General features: G+C 61.3%; 16 protein-coding genes. 7 read left to right on the forward strand and 9 right to left on the reverse strand.

Going from position 1 to position 21351, the window contains the following annotated elements; all coding sequences use genetic code 11:
* Positions 1-44: 44 nt before the first annotated feature.
* A complete protein-coding gene (locus AC3WMU_RS03770; RefSeq protein ID WP_280025961.1) occupies positions 45-1658 on the reverse strand; it encodes an NAD(P)/FAD-dependent oxidoreductase in 1614 nt (537 codons plus the stop codon).
* A 353-nt stretch (positions 1659-2011) separates the two neighbouring features.
* Between AC3WMU_RS03770 and AC3WMU_RS03775 the strand changes: the two genes are divergently transcribed.
* The 6 genes from AC3WMU_RS03775 (at position 2012) to AC3WMU_RS03800 (ending at position 8646) form a co-directional block, all read left to right on the forward strand.
* Complete coding sequence (locus AC3WMU_RS03775) at positions 2012-2590, forward strand: fimbrial protein (RefSeq protein ID WP_006224260.1); 579 nt, start codon at positions 2012-2014, stop codon at positions 2588-2590.
* Positions 2591-2620: 30 nt separating this feature from the next.
* Positions 2621-3364, forward strand: coding sequence for a fimbria/pilus periplasmic chaperone (locus AC3WMU_RS03780; protein ID WP_035212938.1), 744 nt, complete (start codon positions 2621-2623; stop codon positions 3362-3364).
* A gap of 61 nt (positions 3365-3425) precedes the next feature.
* Positions 3426-6098: a fimbria/pilus outer membrane usher protein gene (locus AC3WMU_RS03785; RefSeq protein WP_492281858.1), complete on the forward strand. Its 2673-nt coding sequence runs from the start codon at positions 3426-3428 to the stop codon at positions 6096-6098.
* Between the two features lie 53 nt (positions 6099-6151).
* Positions 6152-6859, forward strand: a complete 708-nt coding sequence (locus tag AC3WMU_RS03790) for a fimbrial biogenesis chaperone (protein WP_454677151.1) — start codon at positions 6152-6154, stop codon at positions 6857-6859.
* A 58-nt stretch (positions 6860-6917) separates the two neighbouring features.
* Positions 6918-8162, forward strand: coding sequence for a fimbrial protein (locus AC3WMU_RS03795; protein WP_131224889.1), 1245 nt, complete (start codon positions 6918-6920; stop codon positions 8160-8162).
* Positions 8163-8397: 235 nt separating this feature from the next.
* Complete coding sequence (locus tag AC3WMU_RS03800; RefSeq protein ID WP_081534152.1) at positions 8398-8646, forward strand: integrase core domain-containing protein; 249 nt, start codon at positions 8398-8400, stop codon at positions 8644-8646.
* Positions 8647-8756: 110 nt separating this feature from the next.
* Here the strand turns inward: AC3WMU_RS03800 and AC3WMU_RS03805 are convergent, their stop codons facing one another.
* Together AC3WMU_RS03805 and AC3WMU_RS03810 are read right to left on the reverse strand one after the other, a co-directional pair.
* The gene (locus AC3WMU_RS03805) at positions 8757-11960 is read right to left on the reverse strand and encodes a GLUG motif-containing protein (RefSeq protein ID WP_492281859.1); all 3204 of its coding nucleotides are present in this window, start codon (positions 11958-11960) and stop codon (positions 8757-8759) included.
* A 69-nt stretch (positions 11961-12029) separates the two neighbouring features.
* Complete coding sequence (locus AC3WMU_RS03810) at positions 12030-13757, reverse strand: ShlB/FhaC/HecB family hemolysin secretion/activation protein (RefSeq protein WP_424922721.1); 1728 nt, start codon at positions 13755-13757, stop codon at positions 12030-12032.
* Positions 13758-14257: 500 nt separating this feature from the next.
* Here AC3WMU_RS03810 and AC3WMU_RS03815 point away from each other — a divergent pair, with 500 nt between their 5' ends.
* Entirely contained in the window at positions 14258-14938 is a 681-nt protein-coding gene (locus AC3WMU_RS03815) for a response regulator (RefSeq protein ID WP_006224267.1), read from the forward strand.
* A 2-nt stretch (positions 14939-14940) separates the two neighbouring features.
* Here AC3WMU_RS03815 and AC3WMU_RS03820 read toward each other — a convergent pair whose 3' ends face one another.
* From AC3WMU_RS03820 to AC3WMU_RS03845, 6 genes are all read right to left on the reverse strand, one after another.
* A complete protein-coding gene (locus AC3WMU_RS03820) occupies positions 14941-15741 on the reverse strand; it encodes an APH(3')-II family aminoglycoside O-phosphotransferase (RefSeq protein WP_492281860.1) in 801 nt (266 codons plus the stop codon).
* Positions 15742-15812: 71 nt separating this feature from the next.
* On the reverse strand, positions 15813-16667 hold the full coding sequence (locus tag AC3WMU_RS03825) for a class I fructose-bisphosphate aldolase (protein ID WP_492281861.1): 855 nt from the start codon (positions 16665-16667) through the stop codon (positions 15813-15815).
* Between the two features lie 17 nt (positions 16668-16684).
* Positions 16685-17665 (reverse strand): aldo/keto reductase, encoded by a 981-nt coding sequence (locus AC3WMU_RS03830; RefSeq protein WP_492281862.1) that lies wholly within the window; start codon positions 17663-17665, stop codon positions 16685-16687.
* Positions 17662-18702 (reverse strand): ABC transporter permease, encoded by a 1041-nt coding sequence (locus AC3WMU_RS03835; RefSeq protein WP_280025968.1) that lies wholly within the window; start codon positions 18700-18702, stop codon positions 17662-17664. Before AC3WMU_RS03835 ends, AC3WMU_RS03830 begins: the two co-directional genes overlap by 4 nt.
* Positions 18702-20222 (reverse strand): sugar ABC transporter ATP-binding protein, encoded by a 1521-nt coding sequence (locus AC3WMU_RS03840; protein ID WP_006224272.1) that lies wholly within the window; start codon positions 20220-20222, stop codon positions 18702-18704. Before AC3WMU_RS03840 ends, AC3WMU_RS03835 begins: the two co-directional genes overlap by 1 nt.
* Positions 20219-21259 carry a substrate-binding domain-containing protein gene (locus AC3WMU_RS03845; RefSeq protein ID WP_035212942.1) on the reverse strand — a complete coding sequence of 347 codons (1041 nt, stop codon included), beginning with the start codon at positions 21257-21259 and terminating at the stop codon, positions 20219-20221. The genes AC3WMU_RS03840 and AC3WMU_RS03845 overlap by 4 nt, the downstream gene beginning before the upstream one ends.
* Positions 21260-21351: the final 92 nt, after the last annotated feature.

Consider the following 21351-nt stretch of genomic DNA (forward strand, 5'->3'; position numbering starts at 1 on the left):
GGCGGGCGGCATTGCGCCGCCCACGCACCCCGGATCAAGTCAGCTCAGGCCTGCCGGCCCATGATGCTTAGCGCCACGGCCTCGGCAATCTTGATGCCATCCACGCCCGCAGACAGGATTCCCCCTGCATAACCGGCGCCTTCGCCAGCCGGGAACAAGCCCTTGGTGTTGATGCTTTGCAGCGTTTCGTTGTCGCGCTTGATGCGGATCGGCGACGAGGTCCGCGTCTCTACGCCGGTCAGCACGGCGTCGTGCATGCCATAACCCTTGATGGTCTTGTCGAAGGCGGGAAGCGCCTCGCGGATGGCGGTAATGGCAAACTCGGGCAGTGCGGTGGCCAGGTCGGTCAGGTGCACGCCGGGCGTGTAAGAGGGCAGCACGGAACCGAATTCCGTCGACGCCTTGCCCGCGATGAAATCCCCCACCAGTTGGCCCGGCGCGCTGTAATCGCCGCCGCCCAGCTCAAACGCGCGCGACTCCAGCGCACGTTGGAAATCCACGCCAGCCAGCACGTGTTCCGGGTAATCCTCCTCGGGCGAAATTCCCACGACAATACCCGCGTTGGCGTTGCGTTCGTTGCGCGAATATTGGCTCATGCCGTTGGTGACGACGCGATTGGGTTCAGAGGTTGCCGCCACCACCGTGCCGCCGGGGCACATGCAGAAGCTGTATACCGATCGCCCGTTGCTGGCGTGGTGCACCAGCTTGTAATCCGCCGCGCCCAGAATCGGATGGCCGGCGTTCGGCCCGAACCGCGCCTTGTCGATCAGCGACTGCGGGTGTTCGATCCGGAAACCCACCGAAAACGGCTTGGCTTCCATGAACACGCCTTGGTCGTGCAGCATCTGGAAGGTGTCGCGCGCGCTATGGCCGATGGCCAGCACGACGTGGTCGGCCTCGATATGCTCGCCACTGGCCAGCGTCACGCCGGTGATCTGGCCGTTCTCTCGCTGCAGCGTTTCCACTTTGCTGGAGAACCGGACTTCGCCACCCAGTTTGGTGATGGTGTCGCGCATGACTTCCACCATGCCCACCAGGCGGAACGTGCCGATGTGCGGCTTGCTCACGTACAGGATTTCTTCCGGCGCGCCGGCCAGCACGAATTCCTTGAGCACCTTTTCGCCGTAATGCTTGGGGTCCTTGATCTGGCTGTACAGCTTGCCGTCGGAGAAAGTGCCCGCGCCGCCTTCGCCGAATTGCACATTCGATTCCGGGTTCAGCACGCGCTTGCGCCACAGGCCCCACGTATCTTTAGTGCGTTCCCGCACCGCCTTGCCGCGTTCCAGGATGATGGGCTTGAAGCCCATCTGCGCCAGTACCAGTCCGGCAAACAAGCCACAGGGGCCGGTGCCGATGACGATAGGGCGCTTGTTCAGGCTGGCGGGCGCCTGGGCAACGAACTTGTATTCGGTGTCGGGCGTGGGCTTCACATGGCGATCATCGTGAAACCGCTTGAGCAGCGCGGCTTCATTTTCGATGTCGATATCCAGTGTGTAAGTCAGCAGGATATTGTGCTTTTTGCGCGCGTCGTAGCTGCGCAGGAAGATGGTGAAGCCGTGCAGGTCGCTGGCCGGAACGCCCAGTTTTTTCAGAATCGCTGCGGGCAATTCTTCGGGGGTGTGGTTCAGCGGCAGCTTGATTTCAGACAGTCGCAACATGCTTTGGTCCAGATGAATGGGCGATCACAACGTCGCCAAAGCAGGAATTGTACTGGACGGCACCAGGACGTAAGGGATGCCGTGGCCTATCCAGCTGGAGGCCATCCGCCAGCCTGCCCGCGTGGGAGGACCGAGCAGATTCGAAGTAGTACGAGCTGTTTTTTTTCCGTTTCCTAGGGACCGGAGGGCTCCTTATTACTAAAGTAATGCCTGTCGATCGCATGTGTTGTGGCGGCAAAGTCCATGGCAAAACGATGTCTGCACTGAATAAGCGGTGCACGCATGGTGAATGTCTGTTCACTGCAAACCCTTACGGTAGTCGCAGTCAAATCCCTCAGTATCAGGAACCAAAAATGAAACGTAGTACCTTCGCATCCTTGTCCGCGGCCGGCGCATTGGTGGTGGCGCTTGCGCCGGGTGTCTCGCACGCCCAATGGGATGGCCAAGTCAAGTTCGTGGGCAAGGTCTCTGATACGACCTGCCTGATTAACGGCAAAGCGCCAGGCATGGGCAACATCCTGGAAGTGAGCATGGGCGAGCACGCACCGGGCTTCTTTACCGCCATTGGCAAGAAGACCACGCCGGTGCCGTTCGACATCGTCCTGACCTCTGGTCCCGGGGCCAGTTGCACAGCCACTAAGACGGCCAGCATCGCCTTTGACAACGATGCTGCCCACGTTGATAAGGCGTCGGGCAACTTGAAGATTTCCAGCACGTCGCCCGCCAAGGGCATCCAGATCGAAATCAACGATGCGGGCAACACAGCCACCGGGAAGATTCGTCTTGGAGTGGCGCAGACGAACCCCCAAAAGGTTGTGCTTAGCGATTCGGGCGGCACTCTCTCGTATACGGCCAACTATGTCTCGACGGCTGCCACCGTCAACGCTGGCACGGCAGTTTCGATTATTCCGTTCATGGTTGCGTACGAATAATCGGCCGCTGAGTTAGTAGGAGTGGTGATCATGACGCCAGTAGTGCGTAGGGTTTGTTCCGCTTTAATGGCTGGCGTCATGACCTGGGCTGCTTGCGCCAGTTCGGCGCAAGCAGCTTTGGTATTGATGGGAACAAGAGTGGTCTATCCGTCGGACGCCAAGGACGTGACAATTCGGGCTCGCAACGAAGGTTCTCAGCCCGTGCTGGCACAAGTATGGATGGACGATGGCAGTCCGGGCGTCGCACCCGCCAATATGGTGGTGCCCTTCACAGTTTCGCCGGTGCTTACCAGAATCGACCCGAACTCCAGCGCGGTTATCCGCCTGATGTACATGAAGGGTCCGTTGCCTGACGATCGCGAAACTCTGTTTTATCTCAACGTGCTAGAGGCGCCGCCGCGCAGTGATGCCACGAACTCGGCAATGTTCAGCTTCAGAACGCGTATCAAGCTGTTCTTCCGTCCAGCCGCTCTGCGCGATGGGATAGACGACGCGCCGGCCAAGCTGGAATGGCAGTTGGTGCAGTCCGCTACGGGCCCTGCGCTAGAGGTCAACAACCCCACGCCGTACCATGTTTCCATGTCGTCCATCGACTCGGTGTCGGGTGGAAGGACGGCCGCATTGGGTGGCGGAATGGTCGCGCCGTTTAGCGTCGAGCGCTTCAAACTGCCCAAGGGCGCAACGGCCGGTGACCGCCAAAAGATGCTCATCCGCTACGAGGTCATTAACGACTACGGCGGTCGGCATACGTTAGAGCGCTCACTGTCGCATTAGGCGCCTGCGGCAGCCCATCAGGGCTGGCCATCTATTCAGCACTTGTATTTGGATCACGGGAATGTACGCTTCACTGCGGGGAAAGACACGTCTGGCGATTGGCCAACGTAAGAGAAATAACTGTGGCGGCAAGGCGCGATCTCGCCGGAGCCCCAGGCTGTTGTTCCTGGCGTTGGCCACCGCATTCGGTGCCAGCGCGCTTGCCCAGGAGGCGAAGCGGGTCGTGCAATTCGACCCGCAGATTCTGATGCCCGGGATCGGGGGCGCCACCATTGATCTTTCCCGCTTCGAACGCAGCGGGTATGTGGCGCCAGGTCAGTATCGGCTGGAACTCTACGTCAACGGCAAGTGGCGGGGCACTCAGGATATCGAATACCGCGGCTCAAAGGCGCTTGGAGGACAGCCCTGCTACAACGTTGAGTTTCTGCAGCGCGCTGGGCTCGATATCCAGCTGAGCGCTCGCTATGCCGCCGAGCAAGGCCGCGTGCCCTTGGGTGACGATCTGGTTTGCGAGGACCTGGACCAGTTCGTTCCGGGTGTTCTTGTCAAAACCGATATGGGTGAGCAGCGGCTATACCTGACGGTGCCTACCTACTACCTGCAGGCGGCCCTGGCGGACAACTACGTGGACCCCCGCTATTGGGATAGCGGAGTCACGGCGGGCCGGTTGAACTACAACGCGAACATCAACACCATGGAGAGCAACGGGCGCCGTTACACCCGAGGCTATGCCGGGTTGAATGGCGGCGTGAACCTTGGCGCGTGGCGCTTGCGCCACTTCGGCGCGTTGACCTGGGGGTCGAATGGCGCGGGCGCGAACTATCAGCGCGGACAGACCTATATCGCGACCGACATCCCAGCCTGGCGCTCGCAGTTGCTGATCGGCGAAACCTCGACAGGCGGCGACTACTTCGACGCCATCTCGTATCGTGGCGTGAATATAAGCAGCGACGAACGCATGCTGCCGCAGAGTTTACGCAACTATGCGCCGGTGATACGCGGTACGGCGGCTACCAATGCGTCGGTCTCGGTCTTTCAGCGTGGCTTCCTGATTTATGAAACCACGGTGCCTCCGGGCCCATTCGCCATCGACAGGGTGCAGGCGGCCGGCTTCGGCGGAGACCTCGACGTCAAGATCGTTGAAGCCAATGGCGAAGAGCACACGTTTGTCGTGCCTTTTGCGACAGGTGTTGAGCTATTGCGCCCGGGCACCATGCGGTACTCAGTGTCGTTCGGGCGTGCCATGTCGTCGGCAAGCCGGAGCAGCGGACAGAACATTTTTGAAGGTGTCATCAGGCGCGGCCTGAGCAACATGGTGACCGGATATGGCGGCTTGGCGGCCAGCGACCATTACGGATCGCTCATGGGTGGGGCCGCGATCAATACATCGTTGGGCGCCTTCGGGGGCGACGTTACCGTTGCCAGCGCGAATCTTCCGCATCAGGGCACGATATCCGGTTCAAGCTATCGCGTTGCGTACAGCAAGAACCTGCCGAATAGCGGCACCAACTTTTCATTGATGGCATATCGATATTCTACTAGCGGCTTCGTTGGGTTCAACGAAGCCATCGCAATGCGGGATGCGGGTCAGATCCGCCGATATGGCGATTTGGGGCGGCCGCGCAACCGGTTTGACCTTAACGTCAGCCAAGACTTGGGGCCATCGCTCGGCACGGTGTATGCCAGCGGATCGGCAACGCAGTACTGGAAGCGGTCCGGTAGTGCTGTGAGCTACAGCATGGGGTACACGAACCGTTGGCGCGACGTGACATATTCGCTTAGCCTGCAGCGCATGCAGAGCATGTGGCCGGGCAGCTCGGTGTATGCCGCCGGGCGAGACAAGAGCACGGTCGTGGCGTTCAATATTTCGATCCCATTGGGCCGCTCCACCAGCGCGCCGGTTTTGAATACCTTCGTCAACCACGACAGCCGTAGCGGGACGGATATTTCGACGGGGGTCTCCGGCCACCTGGATCAACGCGGCGATATGTCCTATTCCCTGTCCGCATCGCGGGATACGCGCGGCGGCACCAATTCCGCCGGCGGCAACCTGGACTATCGGGCGTCGGCGGCCAACGTGGGTGTCAGCGTGTCTCAGGGCAGCGGCTATCGCCAGGGGTCGTTGCGAGCCAGCGGCAGCGTGCTGGCCCATCAGGGCGGCATAACCTTTGCGTCCATGCTGGGTGAAACCGTGGGCTTGCTGCATGCGCCCGATGCAGAGGACGCCCGTGTGGGATACAGCCAGAACAAGGTCGATAGCCGCGGCTACGCGTTGATCACAAGCCTGTCGCCCTATCAACTCAATACCGTGGAGATCAATCCCGGCGACATGTCGGATGATGTAGAGCTGTTGAATACCTCGCGTAGCGTGGCTCCCCGTGCCGGCGCAGTCGTGTTGCTGTCCTATCCGACCCGGCGGGCGCGGCCTGTGCTTATCGATAGCCGCCTGCCGAATGGCGAAACGTTGCCGTTCGGTGCTGATGTATTCGACACGGTGACCGGAGATTCCATCGGCGGCGTGGGGCAGGGCAGCCGCATTGTGATGCGAGCGCAGCAAGACCAGGGTTCAGTCCGCGTGGAGTGGGGAGAAAAGCCCCATCAACAGTGCTTGATTGACTATCAACTGCCAGAACGGCCCAAGGGGCAAAAGCAAGACGGATACGACGCGTTGGAACTGCCTTGTAAGCCGGTGCCGGCCAAGGCTCGTCCTATGTCTCCAATGGCGGGCCGATGAGGGCATCTTCCCGATCGACCGTTGCGTCGAGATGGCTGGCGCGGTTTTGCTTAATGGTGACGGCGGCTTTGCCGGCGTTGGCATGCGCCGACCTGGCCGTCACGGGCACGCGTTTTGTCTATCCCGAAGGCGAAAAGGAAATCGTCGTGTCGCTGCGCAATACCGGCAACGACCCTATCCTGGTGCAGACGTGGTTGGACCATGGCGGCGCCGAGCCGGACCTGAGCCGCTTGAAGGTGCCCTTTGTGCTGTTGCCACCGTTGTTCAGGATGGACCCCGGCCAGCGTAAGACGCTGCAATTGCGATACACCGGAGAGCCGTTGCCACGGGATAGAGAAACCGTGTTCTGGATCAACCTGCGGCATGCGCCGACAAAACAGGACTCCGGGTCAAAGTTGCAGGTGGTGCTGAGCTATGTGATGAAAGTCCTGTACCGCCCGAACAGTCTGGCCGGGAAGGCCAAAGACGCGCCTGCGCAAGTGCGCTGGAGATATCACAAAGGCGCAGAGCGGGGTGCCCCGTATATCCAGGCCGAGAATCCCACACCTTATGCCGTATCGCTGGCGACGCTAAGCCTGCGCAGCGGCGCTAAACCCATTGGGTGGACGGGCTTGACCATCCTACCCAAAACAACAGAACGCTTTGCGTTACCTGCCGGATCGGCGCCGCTCGTTAGCGGCGCCACCCTGCAGTTCGAGGCCGTTGACGACTTGGGGCTGGTGATCCCCGGGGTGGCTACGCTTCAGGACGCTTTGCCGTAATCGTAAGATCAGCGCGCCCTCGATCAGACAGGGGCCGTGTTATTGGAGAAATTCAGCTATGCGAGCAGTATCACTTTTTCGTGTCAGTCGGACGGGGGCAGGGGTACTCGCACTAGGAGGTGCGCTGCTGCTTGGTGCGATGGATGCGGCGGCCCAAGTGAATCCCCGCTGGGCCAAAGAATGCAAACTTCTCCAAATTGGCGATACGGGCAACGGTGGTGCAACCCCGTGGGAGAAGACCGGTGCGGATACGTCGACGGTAAATAACGTGATTGCGCGCCGCTCGCTATCGGTAACGGCCAAACATACTTATTGGAGAGAGGCGTTTGCCGAGGAGCCGAGGATGATTCATGGGGGGCGCTGGAAGGATGTTCCGCCCCAATTTTCGGCTTTGCATCTTATTCCGACTAACGTGAAGGGCTTGTCCATCCGGATTTCCGGCACTGAAAGCCCGGGCGCATATGTAAGTGCTCAGAAACTCGACCGGTACCTGAAGTTTTACTCTGCAGGGCTCCAGGCGCCTTCACAGAATTTTGGTTTCTACACCGGTCAGAGCATTGTTGTTGAGGTGGTCGTGACAGGCCCCGTAGAACCGGGTTCACATATCTTGAATGATCTTGATCCAGCATGGGCCGGTACAAAATTCGAAGTTGTGGCGACACAGCGATCAAAAATCGAGACTCCGGCGAACGGTGTGTTTTTTGATTCAGATGGCTCGGATGGGTTCGGTCCTGACGGAGGTCCTCAATGCCGCGATGTTAGAGCTTATACCGTGAAGGACATCCTGACGTCGGAGGGCGGGGGCGGCGGACTTCCGATCGAAGCAAAATGTACCGTTGATGCTAAGTTTCAGGGAGCGGGCTTTACGTTGCCCATGGGGCAATATTCCGTAGGAGATTTTCGATCAAACGGGTCGCTTGGCAAAGAGGTTCCCTTTGATGTTTCCGTCCACACCTGCGCCGCTGGGGCCAAACCCAAGATCGCCTTCAATGCGCAATACGGATTGATTTCCGGCGTTAGCAACGTCCTGCAGCTTCAAGATCATGCCGCGGGTACGAGTGCCAAGAATTTGGGCATCATTATTACCAAACAGGGTAGTGAGCAACCGTTGATCATTGGCCAAGGAGGCGACGTGGGCCAAAAATACGAGTTCGATAATGTTCCTGTCTCGGGCGTGGCTGCAAATGGCACCGCGGAGATAAAGCTAGGCGCACGATATCGCCGAACTGATCAGGATCTTCAGCCCGGCGTCAAAGCAGGGGTGGCGAATAGCCAGGTGAATTTCAAGATCTACTACGATTGACGGGCCTTTCGTTGCGCTCAGGCAGGCGGAGTTTGGCCCTGCCTGGGCGTATGGGATTTGCCAGAGGCCTCGTGCGAGCGAAGGAAATCTCTGCTGAACCGTCCATACGCTGGCCTGGAATTCAACCCGGCCAGCGAACTGAAACAAGCGCTCGATGCAATGGCTCGGCTCAAAAGCTTGTAGCCGGATTTAGTGTGGGCGGGGTGTCTCTACGGCGGATTACTACCGCCACGACATCAAAGCCTTCAACGGTTCAGTCTGGGACGAAGGCCTGAATCCGCATTGCATCGAATCTTTGGCGAAAGCGAAACGAGAGATCGCTGCCTGGTGCCAGAACTACAACCAAATTCGGCTTCACATAGGTTTGAACGATTCAACACCCTGTGAGTTTGCCCGGAACACAGCCTCCGACAACAAGCCGCAGGCTCATGACAGCCCGATCACTAACCTCGACGATACCCAAGAAGACCAAGTGGACCAATGAAAACCCCCGAGGGTTGTGATATCCAACGCTCGGGGGCTGTTCACGATCTCTGCGGTCCTTGCGTAGGCCGACCGTGCCACGGGCTCGATCGGCTATACGCTTGAACTGAATCAGGGATACATGTCAATTGATCCGTAGTTGATTCCGACAATCGGGACCTGGCTTGCCTGGCCCCAAGTGAAGTTACCGACCATGGTGCCGTAGTTGATGCCTGCCAGCCCACCGAAGGATTGGCTCAAGTTGCGGCGGAAATCCACTTGGCCAGAGGAAGTGGAATACCCGACGTAGCCCTGATTGACGCCGACCAAGCCGGCCAGCGTCATGCCCGTGCCGTGATAGAGCTGTCCCTGCTGCGCGGTAACACGGCCTTCGGCGGTGGAGTGTTCAACCCTGCCATCTTCCTGGTTGTGGCCAACGAGGCCACCAATGGTGGCGTAGTAGGAGCCGACGACCTCGCCCGATGCGGTACCGCCGGTAATGCTGCCGGCATTCAGCCCCACCAAGCCTCCCGTCGTGCTGTATACGCCGCCTTGCGCCACGGCAGCCGAGTTGGACGCCTCGATAGTCCCACGGTTGTAGCCGACCAAGCCGCCAACTGCAGCATAGTCGCCTGCAGAAACCCTCTCCACGTTCGATATGCCATAAAAAACGTTGCCGTTGTTGGCACCCACCAAACCGCCTATGCGGGTACCGCCATTGCCGTAAACAGATGACACGGTTTTGCCGCTAGATTCACCGTTCTGAATCGAACCACCGACGCCGTTATAGCCGACCAGACCGCCGATGTTGGCTGCATAGCGACGATCTTCAACAGTGTTGGCGGCCCTGACGTCTTGCACGTACCCGCTATTGTTCGCACCGATCAACCCGCCAGTGTTCGCGCCGTTGGTGCTGGACACGCTACCGGAGGCGCTCGCCGTCGAGATGGCGCCGCCGTTGTTGACGCCCACCAGGCCGCCGACGGAGCCGCCGGAGGTGGCCGAGACTTGCCCGGTACTGTCGGCTTGGGTAATACTGCCGTTGTTGAAGCCGACCAAGCCGCCGACGTTGCTGGAGGCGCCGCCGGTGACGGCTCCCGTACTGCCGACGATGGCAAGTGAGCCGTTGTGGTTTGAACCGACGAGACCGCCGACGTTGAGATTGGCGCTATTCGCCGTGACCGCCACCGCGCTGGTCGAATCCAGAATGCGGCCATTTTCGTTGAGACCGACCAGACCACCCATGCCGCCCAGGTCGTTACGCTGCAACACGCCGCTGACGGTGCCGCTTGCGTAGCTGTTCCATATGGTGCCGTTATTACGGTTAACACCGACTAGACCGCCCATGCTGCTGGTGTAGGCGCTACTGCGAACTGAACCGGAAAATGTGGAGTTGCTGATGATTCCGCCATTTTGGTTCGTGCCGACCAAACCGCCCACGACGTTGGCACGGTAGGGGTTTCCATTGAGGGTGGTGGCGATGACATTGACGTTGTCAATCAAGCCGGTGTTTCGACCGGCCAACGTACCGATGGAAGCGGATGCGACGTTTGCATTGGCAGACTTGATGTTCATCGCAACGAGGTCGAGGTTCCGGATGATGCCAGCAGACGACGAGAACAAACCAAGATTGTCCCCCGTGCTGACAACGGGGAAGGCCACCAGCGTATGGCCCATGCCGTCGAACACGCCGTTGAACGTGCCGTAGGCGCCGCCGATGGATTCGAACGTTGCCATGGCTACCATGTCCGTACCCAGCACGTAAAGGCCGTTGAGATTGTTGTTCACGGCCTGCAGTGCGGCCTGGTTCTGGATGACGGCATGGTAAATGTTATTGGATAGGAAGCTGGCGCCTGCTCCGCTTAGCGTGATATTGGCTTTGGGATCCCGCAACCTGTAGTTGGCGGTAGACGGTTTGGCTGTCCCGACTCCGGTGCCGGTAGCGGATGTGGTCGTGTTCAGTGCGACGCGCGCATTCGCGCCGCTCAGCACAATCCGGTCGCTGATGTCGATGCGTTCGTCGGCCAATAGATTCAGGGCGCTGCTTGCACCCGAGGCCGATACGGCGCCGTTCAATACGGTCTTGCCGGCGCCGCCATGCTTAGCGTTCAGCGTGAGGCTACTGCCAGACGTCCAGCTAAGTGGCGCGTTTACCACCACGTCTCCCGCGGTGCTGGCCAGTTCGATGCTGGTAGTGGCCAGATTGCGATTCAATGTGTCCGCATGGATGGTCGGGTTGGCGCTGGCCGCCGTGCTTTCAACGTTGACGTTATCGCTTTTGAGCCTGAAGGTGCCGGTGTAGCCGTTGGTGGCGCGCGTGTCGAGGGTGGTGCCCAAACGCACCCGCACGTTTTTGCCTGAAGCATCAATCGAGCCGCCGTTGCCATAGCTTGTCAAGCCGGTCGCGCTTAAGCGGCCAGCTACGTCCACGGTGCCTCGCGTTCCGCCGTCCAGCACGATCTTGCCGGGCACGTTGTTCAGTGTTTTGGCCTCGATGACGCCGTTGTTGTTAACCACGGAAGAGAGGGGCGAGGCGTTGCTGGATCTGGCCTTCAGCAATACTTGACCGCCATCCGCGCGGATCGTGCCGCTGTTGCGCGCCAAGGCGTTGGCCGCGGCTGCGTTGATTTCCAGCTTGACCAGCCCGCTGCCGGTGCTGACAGTGACCTTTTGGCCCGCGGCCAAAGCAGTGGTGCCGAGGTGGGATTGGATGGTGCCCATGTTGATGGGACGGGCTCCCAGCAGCAGCACGTCGCCGCCGTTCGCGGTGATCACCCCACCGTTCAAGACCTGATTGGTGCTCCCTCCTTCGAATACGAATTCGCCATTGGTGTTGTTGAAAAAGCTTGCGGGGTCTGTCGTCAGGGTCGATGCCACCAGACCGCCGACGTTCACCTTGGAGCCGGCATTGAACACAATGCCGTTCGGGTTGACGATGAAGATTTTGCCGCCGGCGTTAAGGCTGCCGTTGATTGTAGTGTTGGTAAGGCCTGAAACGTAGTTCAGCGCCATGTCGCTGCGTTGTTGGTTGAAGGTGACACGTTCGCCGGTGTCCACGCCGAAGCTGTCCCATTTGATGACGGCCTTGGGTGAACTCTGATTGATCACCGTTTGCCCGCCATTGCTCCAGATGCTGGCCGAGCCATGCGTGACCGTGCCGCCCGTGGGCCCCGCATGAGCGATAGGCAGCAATGCCGAGAGCCCAAGGACGACGGCCGCCATGACGCCGGCGCGTACGCCCGAGCAGCTGGACTTGCCGCGTTGCTTGGCGGATTCGCCAGCGACGCTCCAGCATCCCTTGGATTCATTCCATATGACGGTGTATGACTTGTTCATAGTGCCTTCTGGTAAGTAATGCGTCAGGATGACCCGACGCGGGGTTGAAAAACTTGTGCGCCGCCCAGCTCAAAAGAGCCGGGTGGCCTGGAACCACAAGCGCGGTTCGCGCTTGGGGCCTTCTTGTTGATAGTTGTTCTGTTCCAGCGGCCATGCGGCCGTCAGCGTGATCTGGTGTTGCTGGCCGCTTTGGATCAGGCTCACCCCCATGGCGGACAACTGTTGGCTATTGCGGCCGCTGGCCCAGGGGCGTTTGTTCAGACGCACGGCGCCTTTGTCGAGGAAGACACCCAGCTGCAAGCCCGGCATGGGCAGATAGCGCAAGTCCAGACTGCCTTGCCAGCCTTCGTCCCCGCTGGCGGCGCCGTTGGGAAAGGCGCGTACGCCAAAGGGGCCGCCCAGGCTGAATTTTTCTGAACTGTCCAGGTTCTTTGACGCCAGTTGGGCGTTCAATTGGGCGGATAGCATGAATGGACCGGGTAGGTTCTGCAGGCGCAGAAGGGTGATGTTGGCCTTACCGAATCTGCCGGCCGAGCGGCTGTACAGACGATCCCCCTGGCGGCTGCCGGCGTCGCGAAGCTGTAGCGAACCGATGCCGTAGGACAGGTACATCGCCGTGCGGCCGCCGCCCATCAGGCCGTCATCGCGGCTGCCGTTCAGCGACGCCGTCCATAGCCCGACATGCTTGCGGTTGACGACTTCAAATAGATCCATCGCGTCGCGCATGCTCTTGTCGTCATACTGGAGTTGGGCCTGCAGTGTTTGATGGCGGCTGCGCAAAAGCGGTTGTTGCACGAACAGGGAGACGATGGAGGCCTTGCCGTGCGCATCCAGCAGGTCGAAGTCGCGGCCTAAGCGATAGCGCATGTTGGAGGCGCTTACGCCCAATCGTGTCAGGTGTGGGCCGACCGGTACCTGGTAAGCCGCGCGGTAGTAGCGCTGCTTCTTGTCGCTGGTCAGCAGACGCAGATTCAACTGGTCGCCCAGGCGTAGCGGGCTGTTCACGTCCAACGTGCCAGCCATGCGGAATTCACCGGTGTAATAGCCGCCGAAGTTGTCGACATCGAGGCTGCCTGCCGTCAATGGGCCAGGTTCGGCATCGACGAACAAATCGGTCGAGCCGGGCGTCTTGCCCGGGCGTAGCGTGCCCTGGACCTGGATGCCGGGCATGTCGTTGACGAGCATCAGCCGGTTATCCAGAGTATCCAAGTGCACCGTGTCGCCTTGGCGCAATGGAGAAAACGCCCGTTGCAGAACCGCGTCGCTGACTCGGCTCTGGTTGTTCAGGGTCACGCTGTCGTAGACGCCTTCTTGGATGGCGATCTGCACGACGCCCTCGACGATCTCTTGCGGGGGCAGGTAGGCGCGGGCAAGCAGATAGCCGCGGCCTTGATAAAACTCGGTGATACGGTCGGTGGCGGCGCGCAGGCCGTCAAGGCTTTGCTCAGTGCCTGACAGATCCGCCAGTAGTAGCAGCAATTCGGCGTCTTCGAAGACTTGATTGCCGCGCAGTTGGAACCCGCTGATCAGAACGCCGGGGCCTTCTGATTGGCCTGTGGTCGAAGGTTGGGACGAGGGCGCGGCGACATCCAGGCTTGGTTGCGCGGCGGGAGGCGCAAATGCGGGTAGTGTCGATTCCAGCTCTCTGAGGGCCCGGCCGGCGTCCGGAACTTGGGCAGGGGCTGCTAGCGGAGGAAGACTCAGCAACAAGCCAACTGTTAAGCGCCAACGCAATCCGGGGGTAGAAAAACATGGCGGAGTGAAATTCGAGCGCCCAGGAAATATCTTTCGGCGCACTATCGCCAATGCATCATGAAACATTATTTAGTTCTATCCGCTGATGTCAGCGGCCTATCCGTAGTTCTATCGTTGCCGTGAGCCGATCGCGAATATGTGTATGCAGGGGTGCGATGCCTGCTTGGGCAGTGGACGCCGCGCCGCTCTAATTATTCGGTGGGCGGCGGGTCTATCGCGAGTCGGTCGCCAAGGGATAAATATAGGTTTTTGTAGGACTAAGGGAATCAGGATTGGTACGAAATTGATTTGGGAATACTTCGAAATTTTGTTCGATTAATTCGTGGCTGCTTAGGCAGAGTTGATAAAAGCGATTTAATTAATCGGATTCTTGTTGCGTGATGTTCAATTGTTGTCAGTTGATGTGGATTTGGACGCGGAATTTGTCTTATTTTTCATTTGTACCGATGATATTGTCGACACGCGAAAGCTGCCTTGAAGAGGGGGGCTCGTCTACAATAAATTCGAAGTAGTTTTTTTCTCTCTTGATAGGAAGAGCGGCGTTGGCATTTAAAACGGAGATATATGTAGCGCTTGTCGATGATCATCCGGCGGTGTCGCTGGGCGTGGCGTCCGTCTTGAGCGACAAGACAGGCTTGGTGGTGGTGGGACAAGCCACGGATTCGACTGGCCTGATGAGCTTGCTTGATGAAAGTCCGTGCCACGTGCTGATTTCTGATTTTTCGATGCCGGGCGGGAAGTACGGAGACGGCTTGGCGCTTATCGCTTATCTGGCACGGCGTTATCCGACGCTGCGCACAGTCATTTACACGATGTTCGATAGCCCGATATTGATGTGGGCGATGGTGCGGCAGAATGTCACGGGAATCGTCAGTAAATGCGATTCCCCCAGTCATTTGGTTAATGCCGTGCGAGCTGTGTGTGCTGGGCAGAAATATTATTCACCGGTAATAAAGGAGTTGTTGCTGAATAATATGCAGATGGGAGAAGAGGGGCGATTGACGCCGCGCGAAGCGGAAGTCGTTCGTTTATTCTGCGCGGGAGGGACCATTACGGGTATCGCCGGAATGGTGCACCGTAGCGTGCAGACGATCAGTACCCAGAAGCGAAGCGCGATGCGCAAGCTTGGCGTGACAACGGATGCCGAGTTGATCCGTCATGTGCTGGGCAATGGGATGGCCACGTCGATAGATCTGGCCGGCGCCGAGGGTGTACAGCCCTAGCGTTAGAAGAATTCGTCCAGCAGGCAGTAGAACTTGATGCGCTGCGCGTCGGGCGCGACGCCATACTTGCGGAAGAAGGGCGCGACCCATTCCTCACCGACATTGCGGGCAATGCTGCGCGCCGCCAGGGCAAGGTCTTGAAAGCGGTCTGCGATGCCCAATCGGCCGCAGTCGATGAAACCGGTGAAACGGTTACCGTCGACCATGAAGTTGGGAAGGCAGGCATCGCCGTGCGTCACCACGAAGTCATGCTGGGCGGGTCGGTTTGACAGCAGCTCGGCGAACACCTGGCTGGTCGATCGTCCCAGCCGTTCGTCGTCGAAGTCGGCCTCGTCGACGAGGCCGGCGTCGACATGAAGCCGCGCCCGCGCAAGGCGCGTTTCCAGCCGGTGGTCAAAGGGGCAGGCAGCGACAGGCAGGCGGTGCAAGTCGCGTAATGCCGTGGCTAGCACGCCAATGACTTTTGCGGGCGGCAGAGCCGCGCTGGCCAAGTCCTGGCCGCGAAGCGCCGTCATGAGAAGCCAGTGGCGCGCGCCTTCGGTTACGGTATCCAGCACGTGCGGGGCCGGTTGGCCGACCTGCATCAACCAGCGAAGGCGATTGATCTCGTCGGGCAACTCGTTCACGGAGCTGGCAGATTCTGATTTCAGAAATAGGTCTGGCTGGCCGGGACGCCGCACGCGGAACACGTCCGCGCGCGACTCGCCAATGGACTGTTGTTCGATGGAGGCATGAGCGAAGCCGTCGCGCCACTTGGCGGGCAGGGCGATCCGGTTGCAGTCCGTTGTATTGAGCGATTCCATTGGCTTGCCAATTCTCTAGGCGGCTTCAGAGCGAGCTTCGACATGATAATCAGACTTGGCCACACTTGGCGCTAGCCGCGCCCGGAATCGCTTTCGTACTGTTGCCACGCGTCCCGCGCGCTGGCGCCCTGATGGATCATCGCCATCAATGCCCGCACCACCGCCGCTGGATTAGCGTGCTGGTAGACGTTGCGTCCGTACACCAGGCCCACCGCGCCCTGGTCCAGCAGTTCCCATGAGCGGCCGAATACGCGTTGCAGGTCTTCACGGCCGCCGCCTCGCACCAGAACGGGGCATCGGGCCGCCTGCACCACGCGGTGGAAATCGCGGGTTTCGGTGGTGGGATCGGCCTTGATGATGTCGGCGCCCATTTCGCGAGCCAGGCGCACCAGCGTCACGATCTTTTCGGCGTCGCCGTCCACCATGTAGCCGCCGCGGGCAGAGTGGGGGGCCATGACCAGCGGTTCGATCATCAGCGGCATGCCGTAGCGGTCGCAGTCGGCCCTGACGCGCGCGATGTTCGAGACGCATTGGCGGAACAGGTCGGGTTCGTCGGGCAGCATGAACAGGTTGACGACGGCGCAGGCCGCGTCCATCTGTACGGCGGGCAGCACCGGGTCTTGGGTGTTCTGGAGCACGGCCCACATCACGCGGTGCGTGGTGGCGTTGTAGGGGTTGCCCATGTCCAGGCGCATCACCAGCGCGGGCTTTTCACGCCCCGGGCGCTGCTGCAGCAGGCCGGCCTGGCCGTAGTTGAGCTGGATGGCGTCGGGGCGCGCCGCGGCCAACTGGTCGATGACGGCGGGCATGTCTTCCAGGCCGTCCAGGAATCCGGGTTCGTTGCAGACGCCGTGGTCGACGGCGATATCCAGGCAACGCCCGGCGGTCAGCAGGCGATTCAGGCGCGCTTCTTTGTTGTGCGTCATTGAAGGTTCCTTGTCCGTCAGTCGAGGGTGGCAAGATGGCGGGCGGCGGCCGCGTCGATGGCGGCGAGGGCGGCCGTATCCAGCTTGAGGTCGGCCGCGCCGGCGTTCTGGATCGCCTGCGCGGGCGTGCGCGCGCCGCACAGGGCGGTGCTGACGCCGCCGTTGCGGGTGGTCCAGGCGATCATCAACTGCGCGTACGAGCAATCCAGGCGTTGCTGCAAGGGCGCCAATGCCTCGAAGAAGGCTTTGAGTCGCTGGCGGTTGGCGGCGGAAAAGCGCGGGTTGCCGGCGCGCTGATCGTCGCCCGTGAATTGCCGGTCGGGGTCGATCGGGCCGGCCAGCAGGCCCAGCGCCAGCGACGAATAGCCCAGCGAGGCCACGCCGTGGTGCCGGCATGGGGGCAGCAGCGTGGATTCGATGTCGCGGTCGATCAGGCTGTAGCGTTCCTGGATGGCGTCCACGGGGCCCTGCTCCAGGTATTCGGCCAGCGTCTCGGGCGTGGCGTTGCTGATCCCGATGGCGCGGATCTTGCCCTGGCGCTTCAGGTCAAGCAGCGCGCCCATGGTTTCGGCGACCGGCGTGGTGCTGTCCTGCCAGTGCGTGATGTAGAGGTCGATGTAATCCGTTTGCAGGCGGGCCAGGCTTTGTTCCACTTCATGGAAGATGGAGGCGCGGCCCAGATAGCGGTGCACGGGTTTGCCGTCTTCGTCGAAGAAGTGCGCGCCCTGTTGCGTGTGCCAGACCAGCCCGCATTTGGTGGCGATGACGGCGTCGTGCCGGCGTCCTTTCAGGGCGGTGCCGACCAGGCGTTCGGCATGCCCCAGGCCATAGGCGGGCGCGGTATCGATCAGGCGGACGCCGGCGTCCACGGATGCGCGGATGGCGTCGATGGCTGCGGCGTCATCGCCGCCGCCCCACATCCAGCCGCCCATGGCCCAGGTGCCCAGGCCGACGGTTTCGCATTCGATGCCGGACGCGCCCAGTGTTGTGATGTTCATCGGTGTCCTTTCTTGACGTTCATAAGATGGTCGACGGTGACGGCGGCCAGCAGGATCAGGCCCTTGACGACGTCTTGCCAGTACGGTGAGACATCCAGCAGGATCAGGGAACTGGTGACGACCGAGAGCAGGGCAAGACCCAGCACGGCGCCCAGGACCGTGCCGGAGCCGCCTTTCAGGCTGGCGCCGCCGATCACCACGGCAGCGATCACGTTCAGTTCCATTCCCAGGCCGAAGGTGGGCGTGGCGGCGCCGAAGCGTGCGGTGTAGACCACGCCCGCCAGCCCCGCGAGTGTCGAGCACAGCACGGTGACCCAGAACTTCACGCGGCCCGTGCGGATGCCGGAATACAGGGCGGCTTTTTCATTGCTGCCGGTGTAGAACACCTTGCGCAGCAGCGCCGCCCGGCGCAAGGCGAAGTCGCTGACGATGACGATGGCGGCGAAGATCAGGATGACAGCGGGGATGCCCCCGATGACGCCCTGGCCGATGAACTTGAACTGCGCCGGTAGCGAGAACAGCGACTGCGGCGTGCCCTGCGTGATGGCCAGCGACAAGCCGCGTACGATCACCATGAAGGCCAGGGACGCGATGAAATGGCTGAGCCCGATGCGGGTCACGCACAGGCCGATCAGCGCGCCCACGACACCGCTTGCCGCGATGGCGGCCAGGCTGGCGGTCCATGGGTCCACGCCCATCAGGAACAGCTTGCCGGTGATCACCATGGCCATGCAGACGACGGAGCCTACCGACAGGTCGATGCCGCCCACGATCACCAGCAGGGTCATGCCGACCACGACGATGCCTTCGATGGAAAACGACAACAGCATCGCGCGTATGTTTTCCCAGGTCAGGAAATGCGGCGACGCGAAGCTCATGCCGATGGCAAGGAGCGCAATGATCAATAACAGGCCGGCTTCGCGCATGCTTGCCAGCCGGTGCCGCAACGGGACCCCGGTGGCGGGGCGCGCGGGCGTCAGTCCGGCGTCATGCAGCAGAACGGCGTCGGCCGCGGGGGAGGGTTTGAGTTCGGACATCAGATCGTCTCCTGGGCGCTGAGGCCCGAGGCTAGTCTCAGCAGCCTTTCTTCAGTCATTTCGCTGGCCGCCAGCTCGCCGGCCAGGCGGCCGTCGCGGATCACCAGCGCCCGGTCGCACAACCCGATGATTTCGGGCAGTTCGGAAGAGATCACGACCACGCCCACGCCCTGGCTGGCCAGGTCGCGCAGGATGTGATGGATCTCGGATTTGGCGCCTACGTCCACGCCGCGCGTGGGTTCGTCCATCAGCAGCACGGCGGGGTTGGTGGCCAGCAATTTGGCGATCGCGACCTTCTGCTGGTTGCCGCCCGACAGGCTGGCGGCGTCGATGGCCACGCCGTCGGACTTGAGCTTGAGCCGCGCGCCCAGTTCCGTGGCCAGGCGCCGTTCCGCGCGTCGCCGCAACAGGCCGAAACGCGAACTGATGCGGGCCAGCGCCATCGACGATATGTTCTGTTCAATGGGAAGTTCCAGGAACAGGCCCGCCGCCTTGCGGTCTTCGCTGAGGTAGGCGATGCCATGGCGCAGGGCGTCGCCGTAGCGGCGGATGCGCAGCGGTTCGCCTCGCAACCGCACGCTGCCGCGCCGCGCGCGCCGCAGGCCGCACAGGGTCTCGGCCAGTTCGCTGCGCCCGGCGCCCATCAGGCCCGAGATGCCCAGGATCTCGCCGCGATTGAGCGTGAACGAGATGCCGTGCACGCTGACGTCGTCGGCGATGCCGTCGACTTCAAGCAAGGGGGCGGCGTTACCGCCTGCCGCCAGTTTGGGCGGGTAGTAGCAGCCCAGTTCCCGCCCGACCATGCTGCGCACCAGCGCATCCGGCGTCAGGCCCGACAGCGGGGCGCAGAGTACGTCGCGGCCGTCGCGCAGGACGGTGACGCGGTCGCAGTGCTGGAAGATCTCGGCCATGCGGTGGCTGATATAGATGATGCCGATGCCCTGCGCTTTCAGATCGTGCAGCACGCGGAAGAGGGCGGCGGATTCCACTTCGGTCAGCGCCGCCGTGGGTTCGTCCAGGATCAGGACTTTGCAGTCCAGGGTCAGCGCTTTGGCGATTTCGACCAGTTGCTGGCTGGAGATGCCCAGGTCGTCCACGCGCAGGCCAGGGTCGATCTGCTGCCCCAGCCTTGCCAGCACCTGGGCGGCGCGCGCATTCAGGCTGGCGAAGTCCATCCAGGCGCGCGGCCGGGTGGTGATCTCGGGCATGAAGATGTTCTCGGCTACCGTGGCGTCGCCGCACAGCGCGATTTCCTGGTGGACCAGGCCGATGCCCAGCCGCATGGCGTGGGCCGGCCCGTCGATGACCACGCGCTCGCCGTTCAGCCGGATGTCGCCCTCGTCAGGCGCGTGGATGCCGTCGATGATTTTCATCAACGTCGACTTGCCGGCGCCGTTCTCGCCGCACAGGGCGTGGATTTCGCCCCGTTGCAGCGAGAAATGCACGCCGGCCAGCGCGCGCGACGCCCCGAAACGCTTGGCGATGCCGTGCAGTTCCAGCAGGGGCGGTTGCGCGGTCATTCGTTGATGCCCTTGGTGCCGCGGCGCGCCAGGTACTTGTCCCAGTAGAAGTCGTCGGCGTTGGCCTTGCTGACGATGGACAGGCCGTTGTCCAGGAAGGGCACGGCCATCGGGTTGGTGCCGTTGCGCTTGGCGTCGTTCATCGGGTCGATCAGTTGCTGGTTGCGCGCCAGGAACAGCAGCATCATGCCCATGTAGCCTTGCACGCCCTGGTTCGGGTTGACCGAGCCATAGACCTCGCCCGACTTGATCATGTCCAGGATCTTGGCGTTCACGTCGCAGCACAGCACCTTGATGTTCTTCTTGGTTTCGATGCTGGCTTGCGCCGCGCCCAGCGCGGAATTGGCTTCGGGCATGAACAGCGCGGCCAGGCCGGGATTTGCCTGCGCCAGGCTCAAGGTGGCCTGGTAGGCCTTGTTGGGGTCCTGGTTGCTGGCGGCGCGGCCCACGAGTTTCATGCCGGGGTGCTTTGTCTTCATGCGGTTGATGAAGGCGGCGATGCGGCGGTCGTGGTTGTCCTGGCCGGGGTTCTCCAGCACGGCGTAGTCGCCTTTGCCGTTCAGGGCCGCGGCGATCGCGTCGGCGGCCTGGGCGCCTTCGCGTTCGTTGTCGGACGTGACGAACGACACGCGCTTGGAGTTGGGGGAGTCGGCCGCGAAGGTGACGACGGGGATGCCCATCGCCGCGGCGCGGTTGATGGGCTCGATGAACGGATCCGGGTTCATCGGGTGCAGCAGGATGCCGGCGGGCTTGCGGGCCAGCTCCTGCTCGAAGGAGGCCAGTTGCTTGTTGACGTCGTACTCGGGCGTGCCCGAGTACCGCGTCTTGACGCCTAGCGTGTGGCCCAGCTGCTTCATCATTTCATAGACCGGGAACCAGTATTCCACCCCGGACACCATGACGTTCATGACATAGACGTCGCTGGCGGCTCCCTTCAAGCCCGTACCCGGCGCGGCGGGCGCGCTTTGTGCAAAGGCATTGGCTCCTGCCAGGCTGGCGCCCGCAGCGGCTACGGTCTTCAAGAAATCTCTTCTCATGTTGCGCTCCTTTTCCTCGCATTGATCCATTGCCTGCTGGCGTGGATACCCGGTGGTGGGCCTGATTGGCTCAACTCGTTGTTATGACATCG

The organism is Achromobacter sp. FW305-C-13 (assembly GCF_058783475.1).

Coding starts and splice junctions, on each gene's coding strand:
- AC3WMU_RS03770 (WP_280025961.1), bottom strand. CDS start 1,658: ATGTTGCGACTGTCTGAAATCAAGCTGCCGCTGAACCACACCCCCGAA.
- AC3WMU_RS03775 (WP_006224260.1), top strand. CDS start 2,012: ATGAAACGTAGTACCTTCGCATCCTTGTCCGCGGCCGGCGCATTGGTG.
- AC3WMU_RS03780 (WP_035212938.1), top strand. CDS start 2,621: ATGACGCCAGTAGTGCGTAGGGTTTGTTCCGCTTTAATGGCTGGCGTC.
- AC3WMU_RS03785 (WP_492281858.1), top strand. CDS start 3,426: ATGTACGCTTCACTGCGGGGAAAGACACGTCTGGCGATTGGCCAACGT.
- AC3WMU_RS03790 (WP_454677151.1), top strand. CDS start 6,152: ATGGTGACGGCGGCTTTGCCGGCGTTGGCATGCGCCGACCTGGCCGTC.
- AC3WMU_RS03795 (WP_131224889.1), top strand. CDS start 6,918: ATGCGAGCAGTATCACTTTTTCGTGTCAGTCGGACGGGGGCAGGGGTA.
- AC3WMU_RS03805 (WP_492281859.1), bottom strand. CDS start 11,960: ATGAACAAGTCATACACCGTCATATGGAATGAATCCAAGGGATGCTGG.
- AC3WMU_RS03820 (WP_492281860.1), bottom strand. CDS start 15,741: ATGGAATCGCTCAATACAACGGACTGCAACCGGATCGCCCTGCCCGCC.
- AC3WMU_RS03825 (WP_492281861.1), bottom strand. CDS start 16,667: ATGACGCACAACAAAGAAGCGCGCCTGAATCGCCTGCTGACCGCCGGG.
- AC3WMU_RS03830 (WP_492281862.1), bottom strand. CDS start 17,665: ATGAACATCACAACACTGGGCGCGTCCGGCATCGAATGCGAAACCGTC.
- AC3WMU_RS03835 (WP_280025968.1), bottom strand. CDS start 18,702: ATGTCCGAACTCAAACCCTCCCCCGCGGCCGACGCCGTTCTGCTGCAT.
- AC3WMU_RS03840 (WP_006224272.1), bottom strand. CDS start 20,222: ATGACCGCGCAACCGCCCCTGCTGGAACTGCACGGCATCGCCAAGCGT.
- AC3WMU_RS03845 (WP_035212942.1), bottom strand. CDS start 21,259: ATGAGAAGAGATTTCTTGAAGACCGTAGCCGCTGCGGGCGCCAGCCTG.